17 protein-coding genes and 1 pseudogene are annotated in these 21,071 nt (G+C 72.3%); 11 read left to right on the top strand and 7 right to left on the bottom strand.

The window, feature by feature from the left end:
* The first annotated feature begins 64 nt into the window (after positions 1-64).
* Genes ACE4Q9_RS32260 through ACE4Q9_RS32235 form a run of 6 tightly spaced genes read left to right on the top strand, consistent with a single transcriptional unit; the run spans position 65 to position 6,319 of the window.
* Positions 65-1,015: an STM4015 family protein gene (locus ACE4Q9_RS32260; protein ID WP_397988048.1), complete on the top strand. Its 951-nt coding sequence runs from the start codon at positions 65-67 to the stop codon at positions 1,013-1,015.
* Positions 1,016-1,022: 7 nt separating this feature from the next.
* Positions 1,023-1,985 carry an STM4015 family protein gene (locus tag ACE4Q9_RS32255; protein WP_397988047.1) on the top strand — a complete coding sequence of 321 codons (963 nt, stop codon included), beginning with the start codon at positions 1,023-1,025 and terminating at the stop codon, positions 1,983-1,985.
* Complete coding sequence (locus tag ACE4Q9_RS32250; RefSeq protein ID WP_397988046.1) at positions 1,966-3,270, top strand: STM4014 family protein; 1,305 nt, start codon at positions 1,966-1,968, stop codon at positions 3,268-3,270. The genes ACE4Q9_RS32255 and ACE4Q9_RS32250 overlap by 20 nt, the downstream gene beginning before the upstream one ends.
* 1 nt (position 3,271) lies before the next feature.
* Positions 3,272-4,078, top strand: a complete 807-nt coding sequence (locus ACE4Q9_RS32245) for an STM4013/SEN3800 family hydrolase (protein ID WP_397988291.1) — start codon at positions 3,272-3,274, stop codon at positions 4,076-4,078.
* A complete protein-coding gene (locus ACE4Q9_RS32240; protein ID WP_397988045.1) occupies positions 4,075-5,457 on the top strand; it encodes an STM4012 family radical SAM protein in 1,383 nt (460 codons plus the stop codon). Before ACE4Q9_RS32245 ends, ACE4Q9_RS32240 begins: the two co-directional genes overlap by 4 nt.
* 10 nt (positions 5,458-5,467) lie before the next feature.
* A complete protein-coding gene (locus ACE4Q9_RS32235; protein WP_397988044.1) occupies positions 5,468-6,319 on the top strand; it encodes an STM4011 family radical SAM protein in 852 nt (283 codons plus the stop codon).
* A 74-nt stretch (positions 6,320-6,393) separates the two neighbouring features.
* Here ACE4Q9_RS32235 and ACE4Q9_RS32230 read toward each other — a convergent pair whose 3' ends face one another.
* Positions 6,394-7,287, bottom strand: coding sequence for a LysR family transcriptional regulator (locus tag ACE4Q9_RS32230; protein WP_397988043.1), 894 nt, complete (start codon positions 7,285-7,287; stop codon positions 6,394-6,396).
* A gap of 92 nt (positions 7,288-7,379) precedes the next feature.
* Between ACE4Q9_RS32230 and ACE4Q9_RS32225 the strand changes: the two genes are divergently transcribed.
* Both ACE4Q9_RS32225 and ACE4Q9_RS32220 read left to right on the top strand, forming a co-directional pair.
* The gene (locus ACE4Q9_RS32225) at positions 7,380-8,468 is read left to right on the top strand and encodes an alcohol dehydrogenase catalytic domain-containing protein (protein ID WP_397988042.1); all 1,089 of its coding nucleotides are present in this window, start codon (positions 7,380-7,382) and stop codon (positions 8,466-8,468) included.
* A 67-nt stretch (positions 8,469-8,535) separates the two neighbouring features.
* Positions 8,536-9,471, top strand: a pseudogene (locus ACE4Q9_RS32220) (amidohydrolase family protein).
* Between the two features lie 33 nt (positions 9,472-9,504).
* Here ACE4Q9_RS32220 and ACE4Q9_RS32215 read toward each other — a convergent pair.
* On the bottom strand, positions 9,505-10,809 hold the full coding sequence (locus ACE4Q9_RS32215) for a DUF4157 domain-containing protein (RefSeq protein WP_397988041.1): 1,305 nt from the start codon (positions 10,807-10,809) through the stop codon (positions 9,505-9,507).
* Positions 10,810-11,045: 236 nt separating this feature from the next.
* Positions 11,046-11,966, bottom strand: a complete 921-nt coding sequence (locus tag ACE4Q9_RS32210; RefSeq protein ID WP_397988040.1) for an NADP-dependent oxidoreductase — start codon at positions 11,964-11,966, stop codon at positions 11,046-11,048.
* 119 nt (positions 11,967-12,085) lie between these two features.
* On the opposite strand from ACE4Q9_RS32210, the gene ACE4Q9_RS32205 reads away from it, so the two are divergent.
* Positions 12,086-12,460: a MerR family transcriptional regulator gene (locus tag ACE4Q9_RS32205; RefSeq protein WP_397988039.1), complete on the top strand. Its 375-nt coding sequence runs from the start codon at positions 12,086-12,088 to the stop codon at positions 12,458-12,460.
* 76 nt (positions 12,461-12,536) lie between these two features.
* Here ACE4Q9_RS32205 and ACE4Q9_RS32200 read toward each other — a convergent pair whose 3' ends face one another.
* Positions 12,537-13,880: a TetR/AcrR family transcriptional regulator gene (locus tag ACE4Q9_RS32200; protein WP_397988038.1), complete on the bottom strand. Its 1,344-nt coding sequence runs from the start codon at positions 13,878-13,880 to the stop codon at positions 12,537-12,539.
* A gap of 42 nt (positions 13,881-13,922) precedes the next feature.
* Positions 13,923-15,071: an acyl-CoA dehydrogenase family protein gene (locus tag ACE4Q9_RS32195; RefSeq protein WP_397988037.1), complete on the bottom strand. Its 1,149-nt coding sequence runs from the start codon at positions 15,069-15,071 to the stop codon at positions 13,923-13,925.
* Positions 15,072-15,354: 283 nt separating this feature from the next.
* Here ACE4Q9_RS32195 and icmF point away from each other — a divergent pair, with 283 nt between their 5' ends.
* Positions 15,355-18,585: a fused isobutyryl-CoA mutase/GTPase IcmF gene (icmF, locus tag ACE4Q9_RS32190; RefSeq protein ID WP_397988036.1), complete on the top strand. Its 3,231-nt coding sequence runs from the start codon at positions 15,355-15,357 to the stop codon at positions 18,583-18,585.
* A 47-nt stretch (positions 18,586-18,632) separates the two neighbouring features.
* On the opposite strand, the gene ACE4Q9_RS32185 is transcribed toward icmF, so the two are convergent.
* Both ACE4Q9_RS32185 and ACE4Q9_RS32180 read right to left on the bottom strand, forming a co-directional pair.
* On the bottom strand, positions 18,633-20,186 hold the full coding sequence (locus tag ACE4Q9_RS32185; protein WP_397988035.1) for a multicopper oxidase family protein: 1,554 nt from the start codon (positions 20,184-20,186) through the stop codon (positions 18,633-18,635).
* 94 nt (positions 20,187-20,280) lie between these two features.
* Positions 20,281-20,736, bottom strand: a complete 456-nt coding sequence (locus ACE4Q9_RS32180) for a hypothetical protein (protein ID WP_397988034.1) — start codon at positions 20,734-20,736, stop codon at positions 20,281-20,283.
* Between the two features lie 106 nt (positions 20,737-20,842).
* Here ACE4Q9_RS32180 and ACE4Q9_RS32175 point away from each other — a divergent pair, with 106 nt between their 5' ends.
* The gene (locus tag ACE4Q9_RS32175) at positions 20,843-21,010 is read left to right on the top strand and encodes a hypothetical protein (RefSeq protein ID WP_397988033.1); all 168 of its coding nucleotides are present in this window, start codon (positions 20,843-20,845) and stop codon (positions 21,008-21,010) included.
* Positions 21,011-21,071: the final 61 nt, after the last annotated feature.

Below are 21,071 nucleotides of genomic sequence, written 5' to 3'. Positions count from 1 at the left end.
CAGTGCGGCTTGGTAGAACTCTTGGCACCACCGCACGATCACGGTCCCGGGAGGCCAGCGCGTCATGTCGAACGTCGAGCATCTGAAGGAACTGCACGGGCTTTTGGCGTTCGAGTTCGAGACCGAGCCGAAGCGGGAGCTGCCGGAGGCGGGTGCCGTGGCGTGGCGGGTGTCCGCCGATCCCTACGGCGACTCGGACGAGGACTTCGAGGAACTGTGGGACCGCTTCCTGGAAACCGTCGATCCCGCCGGCATACGCGCGATCATCGTGGGCCCGTGGGGCGAGGCCTACGACAACGACTCCGGGCTCGTCGTGAACTGCCTGGTGAAGGACCGGGAGCGGCTGACCGGTCTGCGGGCCGTGTTCATCGGCGATCTGGAGATGGAGGAGGCGGAGATCTCCTGGATCGAGCAGTCCGATGTCACTCCGGTCCTCACCGCCTATCCGCTGCTGGAGGAGTTCGGGATCCGCGGCGGCACCGGGCTGCGCTTCCCGGCGGTGCGCCATGAGCACCTGCGCACGCTGCGGTTCGAGGCCGGCGGGCTGCCCGGCGAGGTCGTGCGCGGTGTGGCCGGAAGCGAACTGCCGGCGCTGGAACACCTCGACATGTGGCTCGGCGTCTCCGCATACGGCGGCGACGCGACGGTGGCCGACCTCGCGCCCGTCCTGGCCGGGGGCGGCTTCCCCGCGCTGCGCCACCTCGGCCTGCGCAACAGCGAGGTCCAGGACGAGATCACCGCCGCCGTCGCGGGCGCCCCGGTCGTCGCCCAGCTGACCTCGCTCGACCTGTCCATGGGCGTGCTCACCGACGAGGGCGCGATCGCGCTGCTCGACGGGCAGCCGCTCACCCATCTCACCCGGCTCGACCTGCACCACAACTACGTCACCGAGCCGGTCGCCGAGCGGATCAGGGCGGCGCTGGAGCCGTCCGGTGTCGAGGTCGACCTGTCCGAGCCCGGCGACACCTGGGAGCACGACGGCGTCGTGCACCGCTACACCGCGGTCGCGGAGTGAGGCCTCCATGACCTTCGCCGATCATTGCGAGACCCTTCACGGGCTGCCCGTCTTCACCCTGCCCGAGCCGGGCGAGGAGCCGCTGCCGGCCGCGGGCGAGGTGGCCTGGCGGCTGGACTGCTTCGCGGCCGGGGAGATTCCGTTCCCCGAGGTGTGGCGGAGCTTCACGGAGCGGGTGCCGAGCGCGGAGGTCCGGGCGCTCGTCGTCGGGCCCTGGTGGGAGGACGAGTACAGCGAACTGCGTCCGGTGCTGGAGCTGCTGCTGGCCGACGCCGGGCGCTTCCCCGCGCTGCGCGCCCTGTTCCTCGCCGACGTCACCAGCGAGGAGTGCGAGATCTCCTGGATCCAGCTCACCGATGTCACCCCGGTCCTGGAGACGTTCCCGCTGCTGGAGGAGCTGGGCGTGCGCGGCGGCTCGCAGGGGCTCGGCGAGGAGGCCCTGTCGCTGCGGCCCGTGCGGCACGAGACGCTGCGTGTGCTGCGGTTCGAGTCGGGCGGGCTGCCGGGCCAGGTGGTGCGGGCGGTCGGCGCCTGCGAACTGCCCGCCCTGGAGCGGCTGGAGCTCTGGCTCGGCGTGACGGCGTACGGCGGCGACGCGACGGTGGCCGATCTCGCGCCCGTCCTGGCCGGGGGCCGCTTTCCGGCGCTGCGCCATCTCGGCCTCCAGGACAGCGAGATCCAGGACGAGATCGCGGCCGCCGTGGCTTCGGCACCGGTCGTGGCCCAGCTGGAGTCGCTGAACCTGTCCATGGGCATCCTCACCGACGCCGGCGCGGAGGCCCTGCTGCGCGGCCAGCCGCTCACCCATCTCAAGCGGCTCGACCTGCACCACCACTTCCTCGGCGATTCCATGGCCGAGCGGATCGAGGCGGCCCTCGGCTCCGCCGGGACCGAGGTGGACCTGTCCGAGCGTCAGGTGCCGCACCGGTGGCAGGACGAGGAGTGGCGTTATGTCGCGGTCTCCGAGTAGTGCGGCGCCCGCCGCGGGCCTCCGGTTCGCCGTCGTCGGCAACCCCGAGAACCGGCGGACGACCCTGTTCGCCGACGCCGTACGCGTCGCGGGGCATCCGGCGCCGCGCGTGCTCCCCTGGCGGGACGTGCTGCGCGGCCGGTACCGCTTCGCGCCGGGCGAGTGGGTGCGGATCGACTCCCCCGGTGAGAACGCCGAGGTCGACCGGCTCCTGCGGGGTGTCGACGATCCCACCAGGGTCGAGGGCACGGCACTGTGGCACCGCTGTTTCACCTCCGTGCTAAGGGAGTTGACGCGAGGTGCGCGCGAGGCGGGCGCGGTGCCGAGCGCGGATGCCGAGGAGGTCGCCGTGATGTTCGACAAGCGGCGCTGCCATGCCCGGCTCGCCGCCGCGGGCGTCCCGGTCCCCCCGGCGCTGACCGGCCCGTTCGACGGCTGGGACAGGCTCCGGCGGCAGCTGGAGGAGGCGCGTTTCCCGCGGGCGTTCGTGAAGCCGGCCCATGGCTCGTCGGCCTCCGGAGTCATGGCACTGACGGTGGCGGGCCCCGGCCGGGTCAAGGCGACGACGTCCGTGGAGCGGACCGAGGACGGCCGGCTGTACAACTCGCTGCGGGTGCGCGACTACACCTCGGAGCGTGAGGTCGCCGCCCTGGTCGACGCGCTGGTACCGGACGGGATCCATGTGGAGCGCTGGCTGCCGAAGGCCACGCAGGGCGGCCGGGCGGCCGATCTGCGGGTGGTCGTGGTCGCGGGCCGCGCCACGCATGCCGTCGTACGGACCAGCCGGCACCCCATGACCAACCTGCATCTCGGTGGCGCCCGCGGCGATCTGGACGCGGCCCGCGCGGCGATCCGGGCCGCGGGCGGTGACTTCGCGGAGGTCCTGGACGTGGCCGAGCGGGCGGCCGCCTGTTTTCCGGGCACGCTCTGCGTCGGCGTGGACATCCTCCCGGCCACCGGATGGCGCCGCTTCGCCGTCGGCGAGGTGAACGCCTTCGGGGATCTGCTCCCCCGGCTGACCGGCCTGCCCGGCAGCGGCGCCGAGCACCTGGACACCTACGCCGCGCAGGTCGCCGCGGCCACTGCCGTCGTACAGCCGGCGGAAGACATCCCACGGCGGCCCGGTCAGGCCGCACCACCCCCAGCGCACGCCGGACAGCCCACGGCGGGCGCCGGGCAACACCCGGATCACGCCGCACCACCCCCGGCCCACGCCGGAGAACTCCCGGACCACGTCCTGCGGCGGCCGGAGCACAAGGAGCACCACCATGACATCCCCGCTTGACATGACCGAGATCGTGGGCAGCCACGATCTGCTGCTGGTCACGCTCGACACCCTGCGCCACGACGTCGCGCAGGAGCTGGCGGCGGCCGGGCGCATCCCGAATCTGGCCCGGCATCTGCCGGGCGGCGCCTGGGAACGGCGGCACGCGCCGGGCAGTTTCACCTACGCCTCCCACCAGGCGATGTTCGCGGGTTTCCTGCCGACGCCGGCCGCGCCCGGTCCGCATCCGCGGCTGTTCGCCGCCCGTTTCGCGGGCAGTGAGAGCACCGCGGCGGGCACCTTCGTGTACGACACGCCGGATCTGGTCTCGGGGCTCGCCGCGGTGGGCTACCGCACGGTGTGCATCGGCGGTGTGGGCTTCTTCAACAAGCAGGGCCCGTTGGGCTCGGTGCTGCCGGCGATGTTCCAGGAGAGTTACTGGGAGCCGGAGTTCGGGGTGGCCTCCCCCACCTCGTTCGAGGCCCAGGTGGCGTGCGCCGAGAAGGTCGTCGCCGGTCTCCCCGAGAACCAGAGGCTGTTCCTCTTCGTGAACGTGTCGGCGCTGCACCAGCCCAACTGGTTCCATCTGCCCGGCGCCACCAAGGAGGCGGGCGACACGCGGGAGTCGCACGCGGCGGCCCTGGAGTACGTGGACCGGCACATGGGCCGGCTGCTGGCCGCGGCCTCCGCCCGCCGCCCGTGCCTCGCGATCGTCTGTTCCGATCACGGCACCGCGTACGGCGAGGACGGCTACACGGGCCACCGCATCGGCCATGACGTCGTCTGGACCGTCCCCTACGCCCACTTCTTCCTCGACGAGGCCCGATGACCAGCACCACCGCGACGGCCACCGCCGTCAGCCCGTACCAGCAGTACGTCTACGCCTATCCGCACAAGACCGCCTACCGCCCGCTGCCCCGTGAGCAGGCGTCGTTGCGCGATCTGTGGGCGGACGAGCCGAAAGGTGCCCTGTCGCTCTACTTCCACATCCCGTTCTGCGAGGTGCGCTGCGGATTCTGCAACCTCTTCACCCGGATCGGCGCACCGGACGGCCTGGCCGGCGCCTATCTGGACGCGCTGGAGCGGCAGGCGTCGGCGGTGCGCGAGGCGCTGGGCGCGGGGGCGCGGTTCGCGAACGCGGCCTTCGGCGGCGGCACTCCGACGTACCTGGAGGCGGCGGAGCTGGAGCGGCTGTGCGACCTGGCCGAGCACACGCTGGGCGCCGATCTCACCGCGATCCCCCTGTCGGTGGAGGCCTCGCCCGCCACGGCGAGCGCCGACCGGCTGGCGGTGCTGGCCGAGCGGGGCACCACCCGGCTGAGCCTGGGCGTGCAGAGCTTCGTCGACGCCGAGGCGCGCACCGCCGTACGGCCGCAGCGGCGGGCGGACGTGGAGGCGGCCCTCGCCCGGATCCGCGAGGTGGAGATCCCCGTCCTCAACATCGATCTGATCTACGGCATCGACGGGCAGACCGAGGCGTCCTTCACCCGGTCCCTGGACGCGGCCCTCGCCTGGCGGCCGGAGGAGCTGTATCTGTATCCCCTCTATGTGCGCCCGCGCACCGGTCTCGGCCGGCAGCGCGAGCGGGCGGTGTCGGGCAGCGCGGACCGGGCGGCCTCCGCCGACGCCGAGTGGGACGAGCAGCGGCTGCGGCTGTACCGGCACGGCCGGGACCACCTGCTCGGGCAGGGCTACGAGCAGGTGTCGATGCGCATGTTCCGCCGCGCGGACGCCCCGGACACCGGCGCGGGCGACTACGCGTGCCAGACGGACGGCATGGTCGGTCTCGGCTGCGGCGCGCGGTCGTACACCTCGCGGCTGCACTACTCGTTCGACTACGCGGTGGACATGCACCGCATACGGGGGATCATCGACGCGTACACCGCTCGTTCCGTGGAGGGGTTCCAGCACGCGGACTTCGGCTGGGAGATGACGGGGGACGAGGCGCGCCGTCGGCATCTGCTCCAGTCGCTGCTCCAGGCCGAGGGCATGCCGGTGGCGGGCTACCGGGCCCGGTTCGGCAGCGCGCCCGGCGACGATTTCGCCGCCGAGCTGGACCGGTTCGCCGAGCGGGGCTGGCTGGACGGGACGGCGGGCCCCGGCTTGCTGCGGCTGAGCCCCGAGGGTCTCGCGCATTCGGACGCGGTGGGCCCGGAGCTGTTCTCCGCCGCGGTGCGGGCGCGCATGGCCGCGTACGAGGTGAAGTGACGGCATCCGCATGGACCTGACGATTCTCTACCGGGGCCCGCTGGCGTCGTGCGACTACGACTGCCCGTACTGCCCGTTCGCCAAGCGGCGCGACAGCCATGCCCAACTGGTCGCCGACCGGGCCGCCTTGGAGCGGTTCGCCGGGTGGGCGGCGGCTCAGGAGGGCGACCGGCTCTCGCTGCTGTTCACGCCGTGGGGCGAGGGCCTGGTGCGGTCCTGGTACCGGCGGGCGCTCGTGGAGCTGAGCCGGCTGCCGCACATCCGCAGGGTGGCGATCCAGACCAACCTCAGCTGCCGCACCGACTGGCTGTCGGCCGCCGACCCGGACACGCTCGCGCTGTGGTGCACGTACCATCCGGGGCAGACGCCGTACGACCGCTTTCTCACCAAGTGCCGTGATCTGGCCGCCCGCGGGATCCGGCACAGTGTCGGTGTGGTCGGTCTGCCCGAGCACCTGGAGCACGCCCGCCGGCTGCGCGCGGACCTGCCGGAGCAGGTGTATCTGTGGGTCAACGCCGCCGAGGGGCACACCTACACGGACGCGGAGGCCGCCGAGTGGACGGCGCTGGATCCGCTGTTCGGCTACAGCCGCCACCCCCACCGCAGCGCGGGCCTGCCCTGCCGTACCGGGGAGTCGGTCGTGTCGGTGGACGGCGAGGGCACGGTGCGCCGCTGCCACTTCGTCCGCGCGGAGCTGGGAAACCTCTACGACGGCTCGTACCGGCGGGCGCTGCGGCCACGGGCCTGCCCGCTCGCGGTGTGCGACTGCCACATCGGCTACGTCCACCTGGAGACGCTGCCGCTGTACGACGTGTTCGCGGGCGGGGTGCTGGAGCGGATACCGGCGACGGCTCCGCGCTGAGAGCCGGCGCCGGGCTCGTACCGTCGTCGGGATGCCACCGCCACGGCAGGGACGGCCGGGACCACCGTGATGGATCAGACCGCCGAGGTGATCGCTCGCAGGGCCTCGGTGACTCCCGGTCCCGGTCGGCCGGGAAGCCGGGCCGTGAGGATCCGGCGGACCTCGGCGGGCACTCCGTCCACGCGCAGCAGACGCACGCCCGGCGGCAGCACCGGGGACATGCGGGACGGGATCGTGGTCACGCCGAAACCGCCCGCGACCAGCCGCAGTTTCGTCAGCCAGTCCCGTGTGGTGTGGACGATCCGCGGCCGGCCGGGCAGTCCGGGCCAGACGCCGAGCAGGGGTTCGGTGCCCGTGGACGGGGCGGCGATCCAGGCAGCGTCGAGAAGTTCGTCGATGTGCACCGCGGTCCGGCCGGAGAACAGGCCGGTCGTCGGGGCCCCGAGCAGGAGTTCGGTGTCCTCGACGGTTTCGATGTGCAGCCGGGGCGACTCGCCGTCCGACGGCCGGTGCGGCGGACGAGACGTCAGGACGGCGAGGTCGACGGAGCCCGCGCGCAGGGCCCGGAGCAGGGCGGGCGTGGTGCCCTCGCGGGTGGTGACGGTGATGTGCGGGCCGGTCGCCGCGAGCCGGGTGAGCACATCGGGCAGGATCACCGCGCCCGCGCTGGGGAACAGCCCCAGCCGCACCAGGGCCGTCGGTGCGGCGGAGCCGGTGAGTTCCCGCTCGGCCGCCGCGACGGAGTCCAGGATCGTCCGCGCGTGCCGGAGCAGGGTCAGTCCGGCCGGGGTGAGCCGCACCCCGTCGAAGCGGCGCTCGAACAGGACGGCGCCCGCGCTCCGTTCGAGGGCCGCCGCCTGGCGGGAGATCGCCGACTGGGTGTAGCCGAGCTGGGCGGCGGCCGCGGTGAAGCTCCCGGAGTCGGCGACCTGACGCAGAACGCGGAGCGCGGTGCTGGAGAAGTCCATGCGCACTATGCATACCACCTGTGCAGGATCGTCGCTTGGCGCATGCCCTGGGTGTCCCTAGCCTCGAAGCAGGCGATCAAGGAGGCCCGCGGATGCGAGCAGCAGTTCTGGACCGGTTCGGTGCCCCGCTCACCGTGCGAACCATGCCCGAGCCCCGGGTGGACGGGGGTGAAGTCCTGGTCGAGGTCCTGGCCACGTGCGTCCTGCCGTACGCCGGGGAGGTCTTCGCTGGCCGGCGGAACTACCCGCTCGAACCTCCGGTGATACCGGGCTTCGGCGGTGTGGGACGGGTCGTGCGGATCGGCCCGGACGCCACCAGGCTGGGCGTCGGCGACCTGGTGTGGTGCGATCCGACGGTGCGTTCGCGCGACGACGCGCTGACCCCCGACATCATGCTCCAGGGCCTGAGCTCCCGCGGCGAAGGCGGCGCCAGGCTCGCCCGGCACCTGCCCGACGGGGCGTTCGCGGAGTTCATGCGGGTGCCGACGGAGAACGTCCATGCCCTGCCGGCCGAGGCACGGGACGACCCGGCGCGCTGGTCCTGTCTCGGCGTCTACCTCGTCCCCTACGGCGGCCTGCTCGCGGTCGGCCTCGAAGCCGGGGAGACGGTGCTGGTCAGCGGGTCCACCGGGAATCTCGGCAGCGCCGCGGTCGCCGTGGCGCTCGCCATGGGGGCGGGCCGGGTGATCGCGCCGGGCCGCAACCGCGCCGCGCTCGCCCTGCTCGCCGAACGGTTCGGGCGGCGCGTGCGGCCGGTCGTACTGACCGGTGAGGAGGACGTGGACCGAGCCGCCCTGTCCACGGCCGCACAAGGCCCGGTCGACGTGGTGATCGACCTGCTCCCGCCCTCCGCGCCCAGCTCGGTGACACGGGCGGCGGCGATGAGCGTCCGCGAGTTCGGCCGCGTCGTCCTCATGGGCGGCGTCGGCATGCTCGGCGGCGCGGACCTCGCCCTCCCCTATCCATGGCTCATGCGCAATTCGGTCACCGTGCGGGGGCAGTGGCTGGGCCCGCGCCCGGCGAACACCGGCATGATCCGGCTCGTCGCGTCCGGCGCGCTCGACCTCGCCCCCGACCGGGTCCGGACGTTCCCGCTCGACTCCGTCAACGACGCCATCGCGTACGCGGCGGCGCACGGCGGCCCGTTCGACCGTACGGTCCTCACCCCGCGCGCCGGTTGACGGCCGTACTCGCTCCGCCAAAGGACGTGATTGACGGGACCGATGGCGCGGGACGATCGTGGGCGGCATGAATGATCACCGTCCGGGCCCCGGCGACCCCCTCCCGGCCACCTCGGCGAGCCGCTCTGACGAGGAAGCCGGGCAGGTGCGGCGCTTCTGGGGCCGGCTCGGGCTGCCCGGTCTGATCGACGTGCACACGCACTTCATGCCCGAGCGGGTCCTGCACAAGGTCTGGGAGTACTTCGACGCGCGGGGTCCGCTGACCGGCGGGCTCGCCTGGCCGATCAGCACCGGCAGCAGGAGGCCGAACGCGCGGCGGCTGCGGCGGTTCGGCGTCCGTGCCTTCACCGCCATGCTCTACCCGCACAAACCCGGCATGGCCCGCTGACTGAACGGCTGGGCGGCCGACTTCGCCCGGCGGACCACCGACTGCCTGCACACGGCGACCCTGTTTCCCGAGCCGGGCGTCGAGACGTACGTCCGCGAGGCGATCGAGGCGGGCGCGCGGGTGTTCAAGGCGCATGTGCAGGTGGGGGCGTACGACCCGGCCGACGAGCTGCTCCAGCCGGCCTGGGGGGTACTGGCCGAGGCCCGGATCCCCGTGGTGATCCACTGCGGCTCCGGGCCCGCGCCCGGCAAACACACCGGCCCCGGACCGATCGCGCGGGTGCTGGCGCGCCACCCGGAGCTGCGGCTGATCGTCGCGCACCTGGGGATGCCCGAGTACGAGGAGTTCCTCGGCCTCGCCGAGCGGTACCGGGAGGTAAGGCTGGACACGACGATGGCGTTCACCGGCTTCACCGAGGCGTTCATGCCGTTGCCCCGCCGGGCCCTGCCCCGGCTCGCGGAATTCGGTGACCGCGTCCTGCTCGGCACCGACTTCCCCAACATCCCCTACCTCTACCCCCACCAACTGCACGCCCTGGAGCGGCTGGACCTCGGGGAGGAGTGGCTGCGGGCCGTGTGCCACCACAACGCGGCGGAGCTGTTCGGACGGGTGTGAGACCGGCGCGGCGGCCCCGGACCTGCCGGGCGGTCAGAGAGCCGGGTTCGGGTTGATGATCACCGTGGTGGCGCTGACGCCGTGGTAGTACATCTCCTCGCCCGACCAGTAGCCGTGGAACGACAGCTCTCCCCCGTTGACGGTGTACATCCGGGCGGCGGCGGGCTCGAGCTGCTCCTCGTCACCGGCGAAGGCCTCCAGGGTGACGCAGTCGTTGCCATCCCTGGCCACCACCGCGGCCGCGTGGAACTGGCTCATCTCCCTGTCTCCGGGTTTCAGCGCGACGATCACGAACGCCTGGCCCACCTGGGGGTTCGCGGCCTCGTCACGGGCGCCGGTGAACTCCCTGGCCATGCGGCGGTTGGTCCCGTCGCTGGGCTGGCCGAAGAACTCGGTGCGCGCGCCCTTCTTGTTGCTGAACGTATCGATCGTGCTGGCGTACTGGCCGTGCGGCAGCTGGTTGACGCGGTTGTTGATGATCTCCTCGGCCACGTGCAGGCACTGGTTCAGCACATCGCCGCCCAACGAGTAGCGGTGGTAGGTCGCGCCCAGGAAATCGGCCTGCCGGTTGTCCGACTGGAGGGCGGGGGAGATCGTGCCGAGGGCGTCGGCCCGTACCCACAGGTAGTGCGCGCCGTCGACGATGGCGAAGGCGCCGCCGGCCGAGACCCGCAGTTCCCCCATGCCCTCCACGTCCTGGTCCGTGAAGCGCTGCACGGACCCTCCGGCCTGGGCGACCGACCGGTCGGCGCTCTCCTCCCGCCCCTGCCGCGCGGAAGGCACCGGGCCGGCGAGCACCCGGTGGGCGTTGGCCTCGGCGGCCCGCTCGAAGCGGTCGGCGGGATCGCTGACCCGCAGTCCGTCGCCGGTCGGTGTGCCCGCGACCGGGCCCTGCCGCTGCTGGAGGACATGGGTCAACTCGTGGGCGAGCGTGTGCCGGTCGGCGCCGCCGGGTCCGAGAACCACATGGCTGCCGGAGGTGTAGGCGCGGGCGCCGAGACCGGCGGCGGAGGACTGGGCGGCCGCGTCGTCATGGACGCGCACATCGGAGAAGTCCGCCCCGAACCGCGCCTCCATCTCCTGCCGGACCGGCTCCGCCAGCGGCCGTCCCGGGGCGCGCAACACCCCGTGTACGGCGGACCGTTGGACCGTCTCCTCTTCGGCGCCGTGTCCGGCCGCCTCTTGGTCCCGGCGCAGCATCCGCACCACGGCCGCGTTGCCGACGCTGCGCTGGAGCGGCGCCAGCGCGCCCGGAGCCTGCCGCGCCGGGGCGCTCGGAGCCGACGCCTTGCGGGTGCCGGTGCGCTCGGCCGCCTCCGCGGTGTCTCGGGCGTGCATAGGGGGCTCCTTCACTAGGCTCCGGCCCTCTGGATACAGGCCCGCGGCGGCGGGCGCCAGGTACGCGAGGGCAGAGCGGTTGCCCGAACGGGCGGTGGACGGGGCGCGGTTCGGAGCGGGTAGTGCGTGTCATCGGCGTAGGGCAGCGGGCTGGCCAGGTCGGCCGCCTTCAGGTCCGCGTCCGCCGCCGGGCCGGCTCTGCCATCCGGGTGCCAGCGGCTTTGGCACCGGCGGGCTCAGAACAGCAGTACGACCTTGCCCGGCAGGCCGCCCGCCTCGAAACGTTCGTGGGCCGCGCGCACCTCCGTGAAGGGGTAGTGCGCGGCCACCCGTACCTTCAGCCGCCCCGCGTCGACCAGGCCGGCCAGTTCCGTGAGGTCCTCGGCGCTCTCCTGGACGTAGTTCTTCGCGGCGCCCGGCACGTCCGGCAGGGGCGCGTCGGCGACCGAGATGTACGACCCTCCGTCCGCGAGCGCGCGGGAGACGTCGACGCCCGCCGTGTCGAGCACGGCGTCGTACGCCCCCGGCGGAAGCTCCGCGGCGGAGCGCGTCACGGTCGAGGCGCCGAACTCCCGCACCACCTCCACGTGTTCGGGGCGGGAGACCAGGCCGTCGACCGACACGCCCGCCTGCCGGGCCAGTTGGACCGCCAGGCCGCCCACGGCACCCGCGGCCCCGGTGACCAGGAGCCGGGTGCGGCTCTCCAGGCGCAGCGCCGCGAGGGCCTGTACCGCGGTGGTCCCGGCGAGCGGCAGCGTCGCGGCCTCCGCGAGGGTGAGCGTCGTGGGGGCATGGGCGAGCAACCGGGCGGGCAGGCGCACCAGTTCGGCCCAGGTGCCCAGGCCGGTGGCCAGCTGCGCGGACATCGCGATCACCCGGTCGCCGACCGCGAACCGGGGCGCGGAACTCGCCACGACGATGCCCGCCAGGTCCCAGCCCAGCGTGGCCGGCAGGGCAGGGCCCACGCCCCAGGCGCGGGTCTTCCAGTCCACCGGGTTCAGACTGCTCGCGACGGTCCGCACCAGCACCTCACCGGCACCCGGCCCCGACTCCGGTTCCGACTTCGACTCCAGCCCCGATTCCGGCTCCGGTGCGGCGATCTCTCGTACGGTGAGCACCTCGGGCCCGCCGTGGGCGTCGATCCGGACAGCGCGCATGGCAATTAACTCCTCATTTTCTAGGCCGGGTTACGGCCGCGCGGTGACCGTCGTGGTCCCGCGTCGGACTCACGCTAAAGTCTGACACCGATGTGAGAGTCAAGCCGGGGAGGGCCGCGATGCGGATCGGTGAGATGGTGCGGCGCACGGGCGTCAGCGAGCGGCTGCTGCGCTACTACGAGGAGCAGGGCCTGCTGGCACCGGAGCGCCTGCCCAGCGGGTACCGCGTCTACGAGGAGAAGGACGTCGAGACGGTCCGCCATGTCCGCACCCTGCTCGCCGCCGGGCTCACCACGGACACCATCGCGAGGGTGCTGCCGTGTGTCCGCGACGAGGGTGAGCGGCTGGTGCCGGTCTGTCCGGAGCTGGTCGCGGGGCTGCGCCAGGAGCGGGAGCGGATCAGCCGCGCGATCGACGATCTCCAGGCGTCGCGCGGGCTGCTGGACGCGGTCATCGCGGCGGCCCCGCAGCCGGTGGCGGCGGGTTCTCGGTAGGCCGGCTGCGGCCGTACGGCCACCCGTCCGCCCGTACGAGCACTCGCGCGCCGCCCCTTCCCCCTGCCCGGAGCCGTCACCCCGGCAGTGGTTCGGTGTCCAACTCCAGCAGTTCGCAGCCCAGTTGGTGCAGGGCGCGGTCTATCCCCGGCCGGGTGGCGAGCCGGGGGGTGCGGGCCACGTCGTTGACGACGGTGAGGACGCTCTGCACCCGGACGCGGGCCTCGGCCGGGGTCATGGCCGGGTGGACCGCGCCCAGCAGGTGCAGCCACTCGGCGATGTAGTCGCGCTGGAACTGCCGGGCGCGCAGCCGGTCCGCCTCCTGGAGGTGCTCGGCCTCGGTGGCGATCACCGTCACGAGGTGGCGGGAGACCAGCGCGTTGCGGGTGTAGCGCCACACCAGGCGCCGCAGCGCCCCCGCGTGGTCCCTCGCCGAGGCAAGCACCTCGGCGAGGTCGACCCACAGCCGTTCGACGCCGCGGTGCACGGCGGTGGCGAGGAGGTCGTGCTTGCTGGCGAAGTGGTGGTAGATGCTCTGCCCGGCGATCCCGACGGCCGCGCCGGTGTCCTCCAGGCTGACCGAGGCGTAGCCGCGCTCGGCGAACAGCTCGGTCGCGGCGGCGAGCAGCGCCTCCCGGCGGGAGCGGTGGCGCAACACACCGCGCGGCGCGTCGAGTCGGGGTTCGCCGAGTCCGGGCGGGGTCGAGGTCGCGACCCGGTGCATCAGGCCCGCGACGAGATCGGGTTCCGCCAGCTCCACATGCTGGTAGGCGAGGCTCGCCGCCACGCCGAGCGTGCCCCAGGACAGCAGCTCGGTGTGGCCGGGGTCCAGCCCCGGCCGGGCGGCGGTCAGCTGGCCGGCGAGGGTGCGCCGGGCCGCGTGCAGCCGCCGGGTGAGCTCCGCGTACTCCTCGGCGGGCAGATGCCGGGCCTCGCGCTGCCACAGCACGCCCAGCTCGCGCCGGGCCAGCGCGGACTCGGCGAAGTCCCGCACGAGGACGTCGATTTCACCGGGGCCCGCCGGGTACAGCCCGGCCAGGCAGGAGTCGAGGGCCTCGGCGACGACGGCGTGCAGCAGCTGCTGCTTGCCGCCGAAGTGCCGGTACAGGGCGGAGGGGCCGATGCCCACGGCGGCCGCGATGTCGCTCATCGCCGCATTGGCGTAACCGTCGCGGGAGAACAGCTCCCGCGCGGCGGCGATGATCAGCTCCCGCCGGTTGCGCGGACGCGTCGCCCGCACGAGCGGGGCGCCCGGCTCCACACCGGGTCCGGTCGCCGCCGTACCGCTCGCGGCGACCGGTCCCGCACCGTCCGACGCGACCGGCCCCGGACCGCCAGCACCGCCCCCCGTCACCCCCGTACGGACCGCAGCGGCGCCGCCCCCCACACCCGCGGCCTCCGTCCCGACCTCGACCCTCACCGGCACCTCCAGACAGGCCAGCCGACTCCCTGGACCCGTGGGCTAGCCGAGTTCCAGCGAACGGCCGATGATCTCCTTCATGATCTCGGTCGTGCCCGCGTAGATCCGGCTCACCCTACTGTCCTGCCAGGCCCGCGCGATCGGGTACTCCAGCATGTAGCCGTACCCGCCGTGCAGCTGGACGCAGGCGTCCATGACCCGGCCCTGGAGCTCGGTGCACCACCACTTGGCCTTGGCGGCGTCGACCACCGTCAACTCGCCCGAGTTCAGGGCCAGTACGCAGCGGTCGAGGTAGTGCTGGGCGATCTCGATCTCGGTGGACAGCTCGGCGAGGCGATGCCGGGTCACCTGGAGGGAACCGATCGGCTTGCCGAACGCCTTGCGCTCGCGCACGTACTCGACGGTCCACTCGAAGGCGGCCGTCGCCTGCGCCAGACCGGCGATCGCGACCGACATCCGCTCCTGCGCGAGGTTGCGCGTCAGGGCGAAGAACCCCTCACCCTCCTGGCCGAGCAGGTTGGCCGCCGGCACCCTGGCGCCGGTGAAGACCAGCTCGGCGGTGTCCTGCGCGTGCAGACCGACCTTCTCCAGCTTGCGGCCGCGTTCGAAGCCCGGCGTGCCGCGCTCCACGACGATCAGGCTCAGCCCGCGGTGCGGGTGCTCGCCCGTGCGTACGGCGACGACGACCAGGTCGGCGTTGATGCCGTTGGTGATGAACGTCTTCGCGCCGTCGATGACGTAGTGGTCGCCGTCGCGGACGGCCTTGGTACGGATGCCGGACAGGTCGGAACCGGTGCCGGGCTCGGTCATCGCGACCGCCGTGATCAGCTCGCCGGAGGCGATGCCGGGCAGCCAGCGCGCCTTCTGCTCGTCGTCGGTCTGGTCGAGGAAGTAGGGCAGGACCACGTCCGCGTGCAGGGTCGGGCCGAGGATCGCCGGGATGGCGCCCACCCGCGCGCCCTCCTCGTGCAGGATCGTGTTGTAGCGGAAGTCCTTGATCCCCGCGCCGCCGAACTCCTCGGGCACGGCGATGCCGAGCGCGCCCAGCTCGCCCAGACCGGTGAACAGTTCACGGGGCACGATGCCGGCCTTGTCCCAGTCCGCGTAGTGCGGCACCACGTGCTTGCTGACGAAGGCCCGCACGCTCTCGCGGTAGTCCTCGTGCTCGGCTTCGTAAAGGGTTCGCTTCATGCTCAGCTTCCTCAGAGGGATCGAGAACCGCGACGGTGCCGTCATGCGACCGAATGCGCCAGCGGAGACTACTCAAGATTCACTTGCGGCGGAAGTGGTGAAGTGACAGCGGGTGAAGCGGGGCCGTCCGACACCGTGCGCCCCACCCGTGCACTGATCGAGATTCACAAAAAGGCTTCGTCGACTGTGTGCCTGGTCACATCTCGTTCGACTTCTGCGCTTTACTAGGACGTCCTAGTATTTCTCTGATCAGCGTCCCCCGACCTGTCCCGGAAGGCCCCCGATGAGCGAACTGCACTCCCCCGTGCACCCCGTACGCCTGGTCACCGCATCCGCTCTGTTCGACGGGCACGACGCGTCGATCAACATCATGCGGCGGATCTTCCAGTCCCAGGGCGCCGAAGTGATCCACCTCGGGCACAACCGGTCGGTGCAGGAGGTCGTGAACGCGGCGCTGGAGGAGGACGCGCACGGCGTGGCCGTCTCCTCGTACCAGGGCGGCCATGTCGAGTACTTCGAGTACCTGGTCGAGTCGCTGCGGGAGCGGGGCGCGGAGCACATCCGGGTGGTCGGCGGCGGGGGCGGGGTGATCGTGCCCGAGGAGATCACCCGGCTGCGCACGCACGGGGTGACCATCTTCTCGCCCGAGGACGGGCAGCGGATGGGCCTCGCCGGGATGATCAACTCGGTGGTGCGGGACTGCGACTTCGACCTGTGGGAGGGCAAGCCCGCCGACGTGGACGCCGTGCTCGCGGGCGACCGGTTCGCCACCGCCCGCGCCATCACGGGCGCCGAACTCGGCAAGCTGCCCCAGGAGTTCCTGGCCCGGCTGCGGACCGCCGCGGCCGGGCGGGTGGTGCCGGTGCTCGGCATCACGGGCACCGGCGGCTCCGGCAAGTCCTCGCTGACCGACGAGCTGGTACGCCGCTTCCGCGTGGACCAGCAGGACAAGCTGCGCATCGCGGTGATCGCGGTCGACCCGACCCGGCGGCGCGGCGGCGGCGCCCTGCTCGGCGACCGGATCCGGATGAACTCCCTCGACGGCAATCGGGTGTTCTTCCGCAGCCTGGCCACCCGCGGCAGCCACGAGCTGCCCGAGCACCTCACCGATGTGATCGACGTGGTCAAGGCCGCCGGGTACGACCTGGTGATCGTGGAGACGCCGGGCATCGGCCAGGGCGACGCGGCGATCGTGCCGTTCGTCGACACCTCGCTGTACGTGATGACGCCGGAGTTCGGCGCCGCGTCCCAGCTGGAGAAGATCGACATGCTCGACTTCGCCGACGTGGTCGCGGTCAACAAGTTCGAGCGGCGCGGCGCCAAGGACGCGCTGCGCGACGTGAGCCGCCAACTGGTGCGCAACCGCGAGGCGTTCGACAAGAAGCCCGAGGACATGCCGGTGTACGGCACCTCGGCCGCGACCTTCAACGACGACGGGGTCACCGCCCTCTTCCAGCACCTGAAGGCGGAGCTGGACGCGAAGGGACTGCACCTCGAGGAGGGCACCCTGGCGCCCGTCGACGTGCGCCACTCCTCCGGCATCCGCCAGGTGGTGCCCGCGGACCGGGTGCGCTACCTCGCGGAGATCACCGAGGCGGTCCGCGCGTACCACGCCGAGACCGAGGTGCTCGCCGAGGCGGCCCGGCGGGTGCAGCGGCTCGACCTGGTCGCGGGCGAGCTGGCGGCGGCCGGTTCGGACGCGGACGACGTGGCGGCACTGCTCGCCGAGGCCCGCAAGCAGCTCCCGCACGAGGTCGGCGAGCAGATCGAGAACTGGCCCGCCGTCGTCGCGTCGTACTCCGGCGACGAGCAGGTCGTGCGGGTGCGCGACCGGGAGATCCGCACCAAGCTGACCCGCGAGTCGCTGTCCGGCAACAAGATCCCCCGCGTGGCGCTGCCCCGCTTCACCGACCACGGTGAGCTGGTGCGGTTCTGGCGGCGGGAGAACCTGCCCGGCTACTTCCCGTTCACCGCCGGGGTGTTCCCCTTCAAGCGCGACGGCGAGGACCCGGCGCGGATGTTCGCCGGCGAGGGCGACCCGTTCCGCACCAACCGGCGTTTCAAGCTGCTCTCGGAGGGCCAGCCCGCCACCCGGCTGTCCACCGCCTTCGACTCGGTCACCCTCTACGGCCGCGACCCCGGCGAGCGCCCGGACGTGTACGGCAAGGTCGGCACCTCCGGCGTCTCGGTCGCGCACCTGGAGGACATGAAGGCGCTGTACGACGGCTTCGACCTGACCGCGCCGACGACCTCGGTCTCGATGACGATCAACGGCCCGGCGCCCACCGTGCTGGCGTTCTTCCTCAACACCGCGGTCGACCAGCAGATCGACCGGTTCCGCGCCGCCGAGGGCCGCGAGCCCACCGCCGAGGAGGCCGAGCGGCTGCGCGCCGACGCGCTGGCCGGCGTGCGCGGCACGGTGCAGGCCGACATCCTCAAGGAGGACCAGGGCCAGAACACCTGCCTGTTCTCCACGGAGTTCTCGCTGCGGATGATGGCCGACATCCAGGAGTGGTTCATCGCGCACAAGGTCCGCAACTTCTACTCGGTGTCCATCTCCGGCTACCACATCGCCGAGGCGGGCGCGAACCCGATCAGCCAGCTCGCCTTCACCCTCGCCAACGGCTTCACCTATGTGGAGGCGTACCTGGCGCGCGGCATGGACGTGGACGACTTCGCGCCCAACCTCTCGTTCTTCTTCTCCAACGGCATGGACCCCGAGTACTCGGTGCTGGGCCGGGTCGCCCGCCGGATCTGGGCGATCGCGATGAAGCGGAAGTACGGCGCCAACGAGCGTTCCCAGAAGCTCAAGTACCACGTCCAGACCTCGGGCCGCTCCCTGCACGCCCAGGAGATGGACTTCAACGACATCCGCACCACGCTCCAGGCGCTCATCGCCATCTACGACAACTGCAACAGCCTGCACACCAACGCCTACGACGAGGCGGTCACCACCCCGACCGAGGAGTCCGTCCGCCGGGCCCTGGCCATCCAGCTGATCATCAACCGGGAGTGGGGCCTCGCGATGAACGAGAACCCGCTCCAGGGGTCGTTCGTCATCGACGAGCTGACCGACCTGGTCGAGGAGGCGGTGCTGCTGGAGTTCGAGCGGATCAGTGAGCGCGGGGGCGTGCTCGGCGCGATGGAGACCGGTTACCAGCGGGGCCGTATCCAGGACGAGTCGATGCTGTACGAGCAGCGCAAGCACGACGGTTCGCTGCCGATCATCGGCGTCAACACCTTCCGCAACCCGCACGCGGAAGATGCCGAACCGGGCGCCATCGAGCTGGCCCGTGCCACGGAGCAGGAGAAGCGCTCCCAGCTGGAGCGGGTGCGCGACTTCCAGTCCCGGCACCAGCAGGAGGCGCACGCCGCGCTAACCGCCCTGAAGGCGGCGGCGGTCGACGGTGACAACGTCTTCTCGGTGCTCATGGACGCCGCGCGGGTGTGCACCCTCCAGCAGATCACCGAGGCGTTCTTCGAGGTGGGCGGCCAGTACCGGCGCAACGTCTGACGCATGGACGAGGGGTGCGGGCCGCGCGGCCCGCACCCCTCGTGCCGTCACGCCCGGTACGCGAGCAGCGCCATCATCCCCGCCTCGCCGTGGTAGGCGTTGTGGCAGTGCAGCATCCACTGGCCGGGGTTGTCGGCGTCGAAGTACACGGACACCGTCCGGCCGGGCAGCACGATGGTGGTGTCCTTGCGCGGGCCGCCCGTGCCGAGCTGGTACGTATGTCCGTGCAGGTGCATCGGATGCCACATGTCCGTCTTGTTGACGAAGTCCAGCCGGACCCGCTCACCCTGCTCGACCAGGAGGGGGTGGGCGGTGGGGCGCTTCATGTCGTAGCGCCTGCCGTTGATGCCCCAGTCGTACTTCGCCATGCCGCCGGTGAGTTCGATCCGGTGGACGCGGTCGGTCTTCTTCGTGTCCAGGCGGACGTCGTCGGCGGCTTTCAGTCCGGTGGAGGACATGATCATGCCGTCCAGTTCCTTCGGGCGGACGGTCGGCTTCGGCGCGGCGCCAGAGCCGGTGCGCACCAGTGCCATACCGCCGGCGTTCTTGCCCTCGGCGCGGGCGACCAGCGGGAAGACCCCGTCGGCGAGGGTGACGAGGACGTCGTACCGTTCCCCCATGCCCACCAGCAGCGCGTCCACCCGCTGGTGGGCGACCGGGAAGCCATCCGTGTGGGTGATGGTCAGCTTGTGACCGCCGAGCGCGACCCGGTACGCCGTGTCGCCGCCGGCGTTGATGAAACGCAGCCGCACCCGCGTGCCGGGCTTGCCGCTGTAGACGTCGGGGTCGGCCGGCACGCGGCCGTTGACCAGGTGGTACGGGTACGCGACGTCACCGGCGTCGCCGCCGAGCAGGCTGCTGCGGGCGCCCATGAGCATGAACCTCATCGAGCCGGACGCCGCCTCGCCGCCCTTGCCCGTGGCACCGCCGCTCATGTCCATGCCGTTCATCTCACCCATGCCGCCCATGCCGTGGCTCAGTTCGGCGAGGACCTGGTCGGGGGTGCCGGTGACGCCGTCGATCCAGTCGTCCAGGACGACGACCCACTCGTCGTCGTACGACAGCGGCTCCCTCGGGTCCTCCACGATCAGCGGGGCGTGCAGTCCCCGGTCGAGCTGGACGCCGACATGCGGGTGGAAGAAGTAGGTGCCGGGGGTGTCGGCGAGGAAGCGGTAGGTGAAGGTGCGGCCGGCGCGCACCGCGTCCTGGGTGGCCGGGGGCACTCCGTCCATGTCGGCGCGCAGGGCGATGCCGTGCCAGTGGACGGACGTCGTGGTCCGGTCGGGGAGCTGGTTGGAGAGTTCGGCGGCGAGGGTTTCACCGGCGGAGAGGCGGATCTCCTTGCCCGGCGTGCGGCCGCCGTAGGCCCAGCTCTTGGCCGTCACCTTGGCGCCGAGGTCGAGCGTGGCGGGCGCCGCGGTCAGGGTCACGTCGCGCACCTTTCCGGTGCCCTTGCGCTTCCTCTCGGTGGTGGCGACCACCTTGCTGTCGGGGCTCACCAGGGTCGGCGCGGACCCGGAGCCGCCGCACGCGGCGAGCGCTCCCGCTCCGGCGGCGGCGAGACCGGCCAGCAGCGCGGAACGACGGTTGATGCTGTTCATGGGGGATGCCTCTTCTGGATCGAGATGCCTTTGACCTGCGCGCATGCGGCATCGCCCCCACGGTGTACGGGGGTACGGGCCGCGCGGTGGCGGCCTAGATCAGCAGTCGGGAGAGGCGGGAGAGGTCCGGCGGCGCGCGGTGCGGGTTGCCCGGAAGTCCGCGCCCGGCGAGGACACCGCCCGGCGGCGCGCCCTCGATGGTGTGCACCGGCACGGTCGGCGGCGCGATCCACTGCGGTGAGCCGATGGCACCGGAGGAGCAGTGCTGCGCGCCGGAGCAGGCGCCGCCCATGTCATGGTCCATGCCGTGGCCCATGGCCGAGGTCAGCGCGGCCGTGTGCCGCTGGTGCCCGGCGGCGCGGTGCGCAGTGTGCGCCATCCCGGACATCCCGGAGATCGCGGTCATGGTGGTGATGGGGGTCGCGGGTGCGGTGGGGACCGGGCCCACGTCGTGGTGGACCAGGACGACGAGAGCGGCGAGCAGCGTCAGCACGGCGGCCCAGGACCGGCGCGCCGCACCGCTCCGGGAACCGATCCGCCGGTACGTCACCTGCCGCCATCCCCTTCCCGAGCCGCGCGCACGGTGCGCTCCTTCTGGCACGTCACTGTACCCCCTAGGGGTACGGGATCGGACGACCGGGGAGAATGACTCCGGCATGGCCTGCGACCCCTGGGAGTTCGGCCTTCTCCAGGAGATCTCCGCCCCGCACTCCACCGAGTTGGCCGAGCGGGTGCCCCGGCGGCTGTCCCCGTGGGTGCGGCACATCGTCTTCGGCCGCCCACCGACCGGACGAGGCGGCTCCCCTGGCGCATGGACGCCATGACACCAACGCGCCAGATCAACAGTCGGCATTCCGCCGATATTTTGTTGCTCCGAAATCACGC

Source organism: Streptomyces sp. AM6-12, assembly GCF_044327085.1.
Lineage (GTDB): Bacteria > Actinomycetota > Actinomycetes > Streptomycetales > Streptomycetaceae > Streptomyces.
Note: the sequence above shows the minus strand (reverse complement) of the source record. Positions and strands in the feature narration are given on the sequence as shown.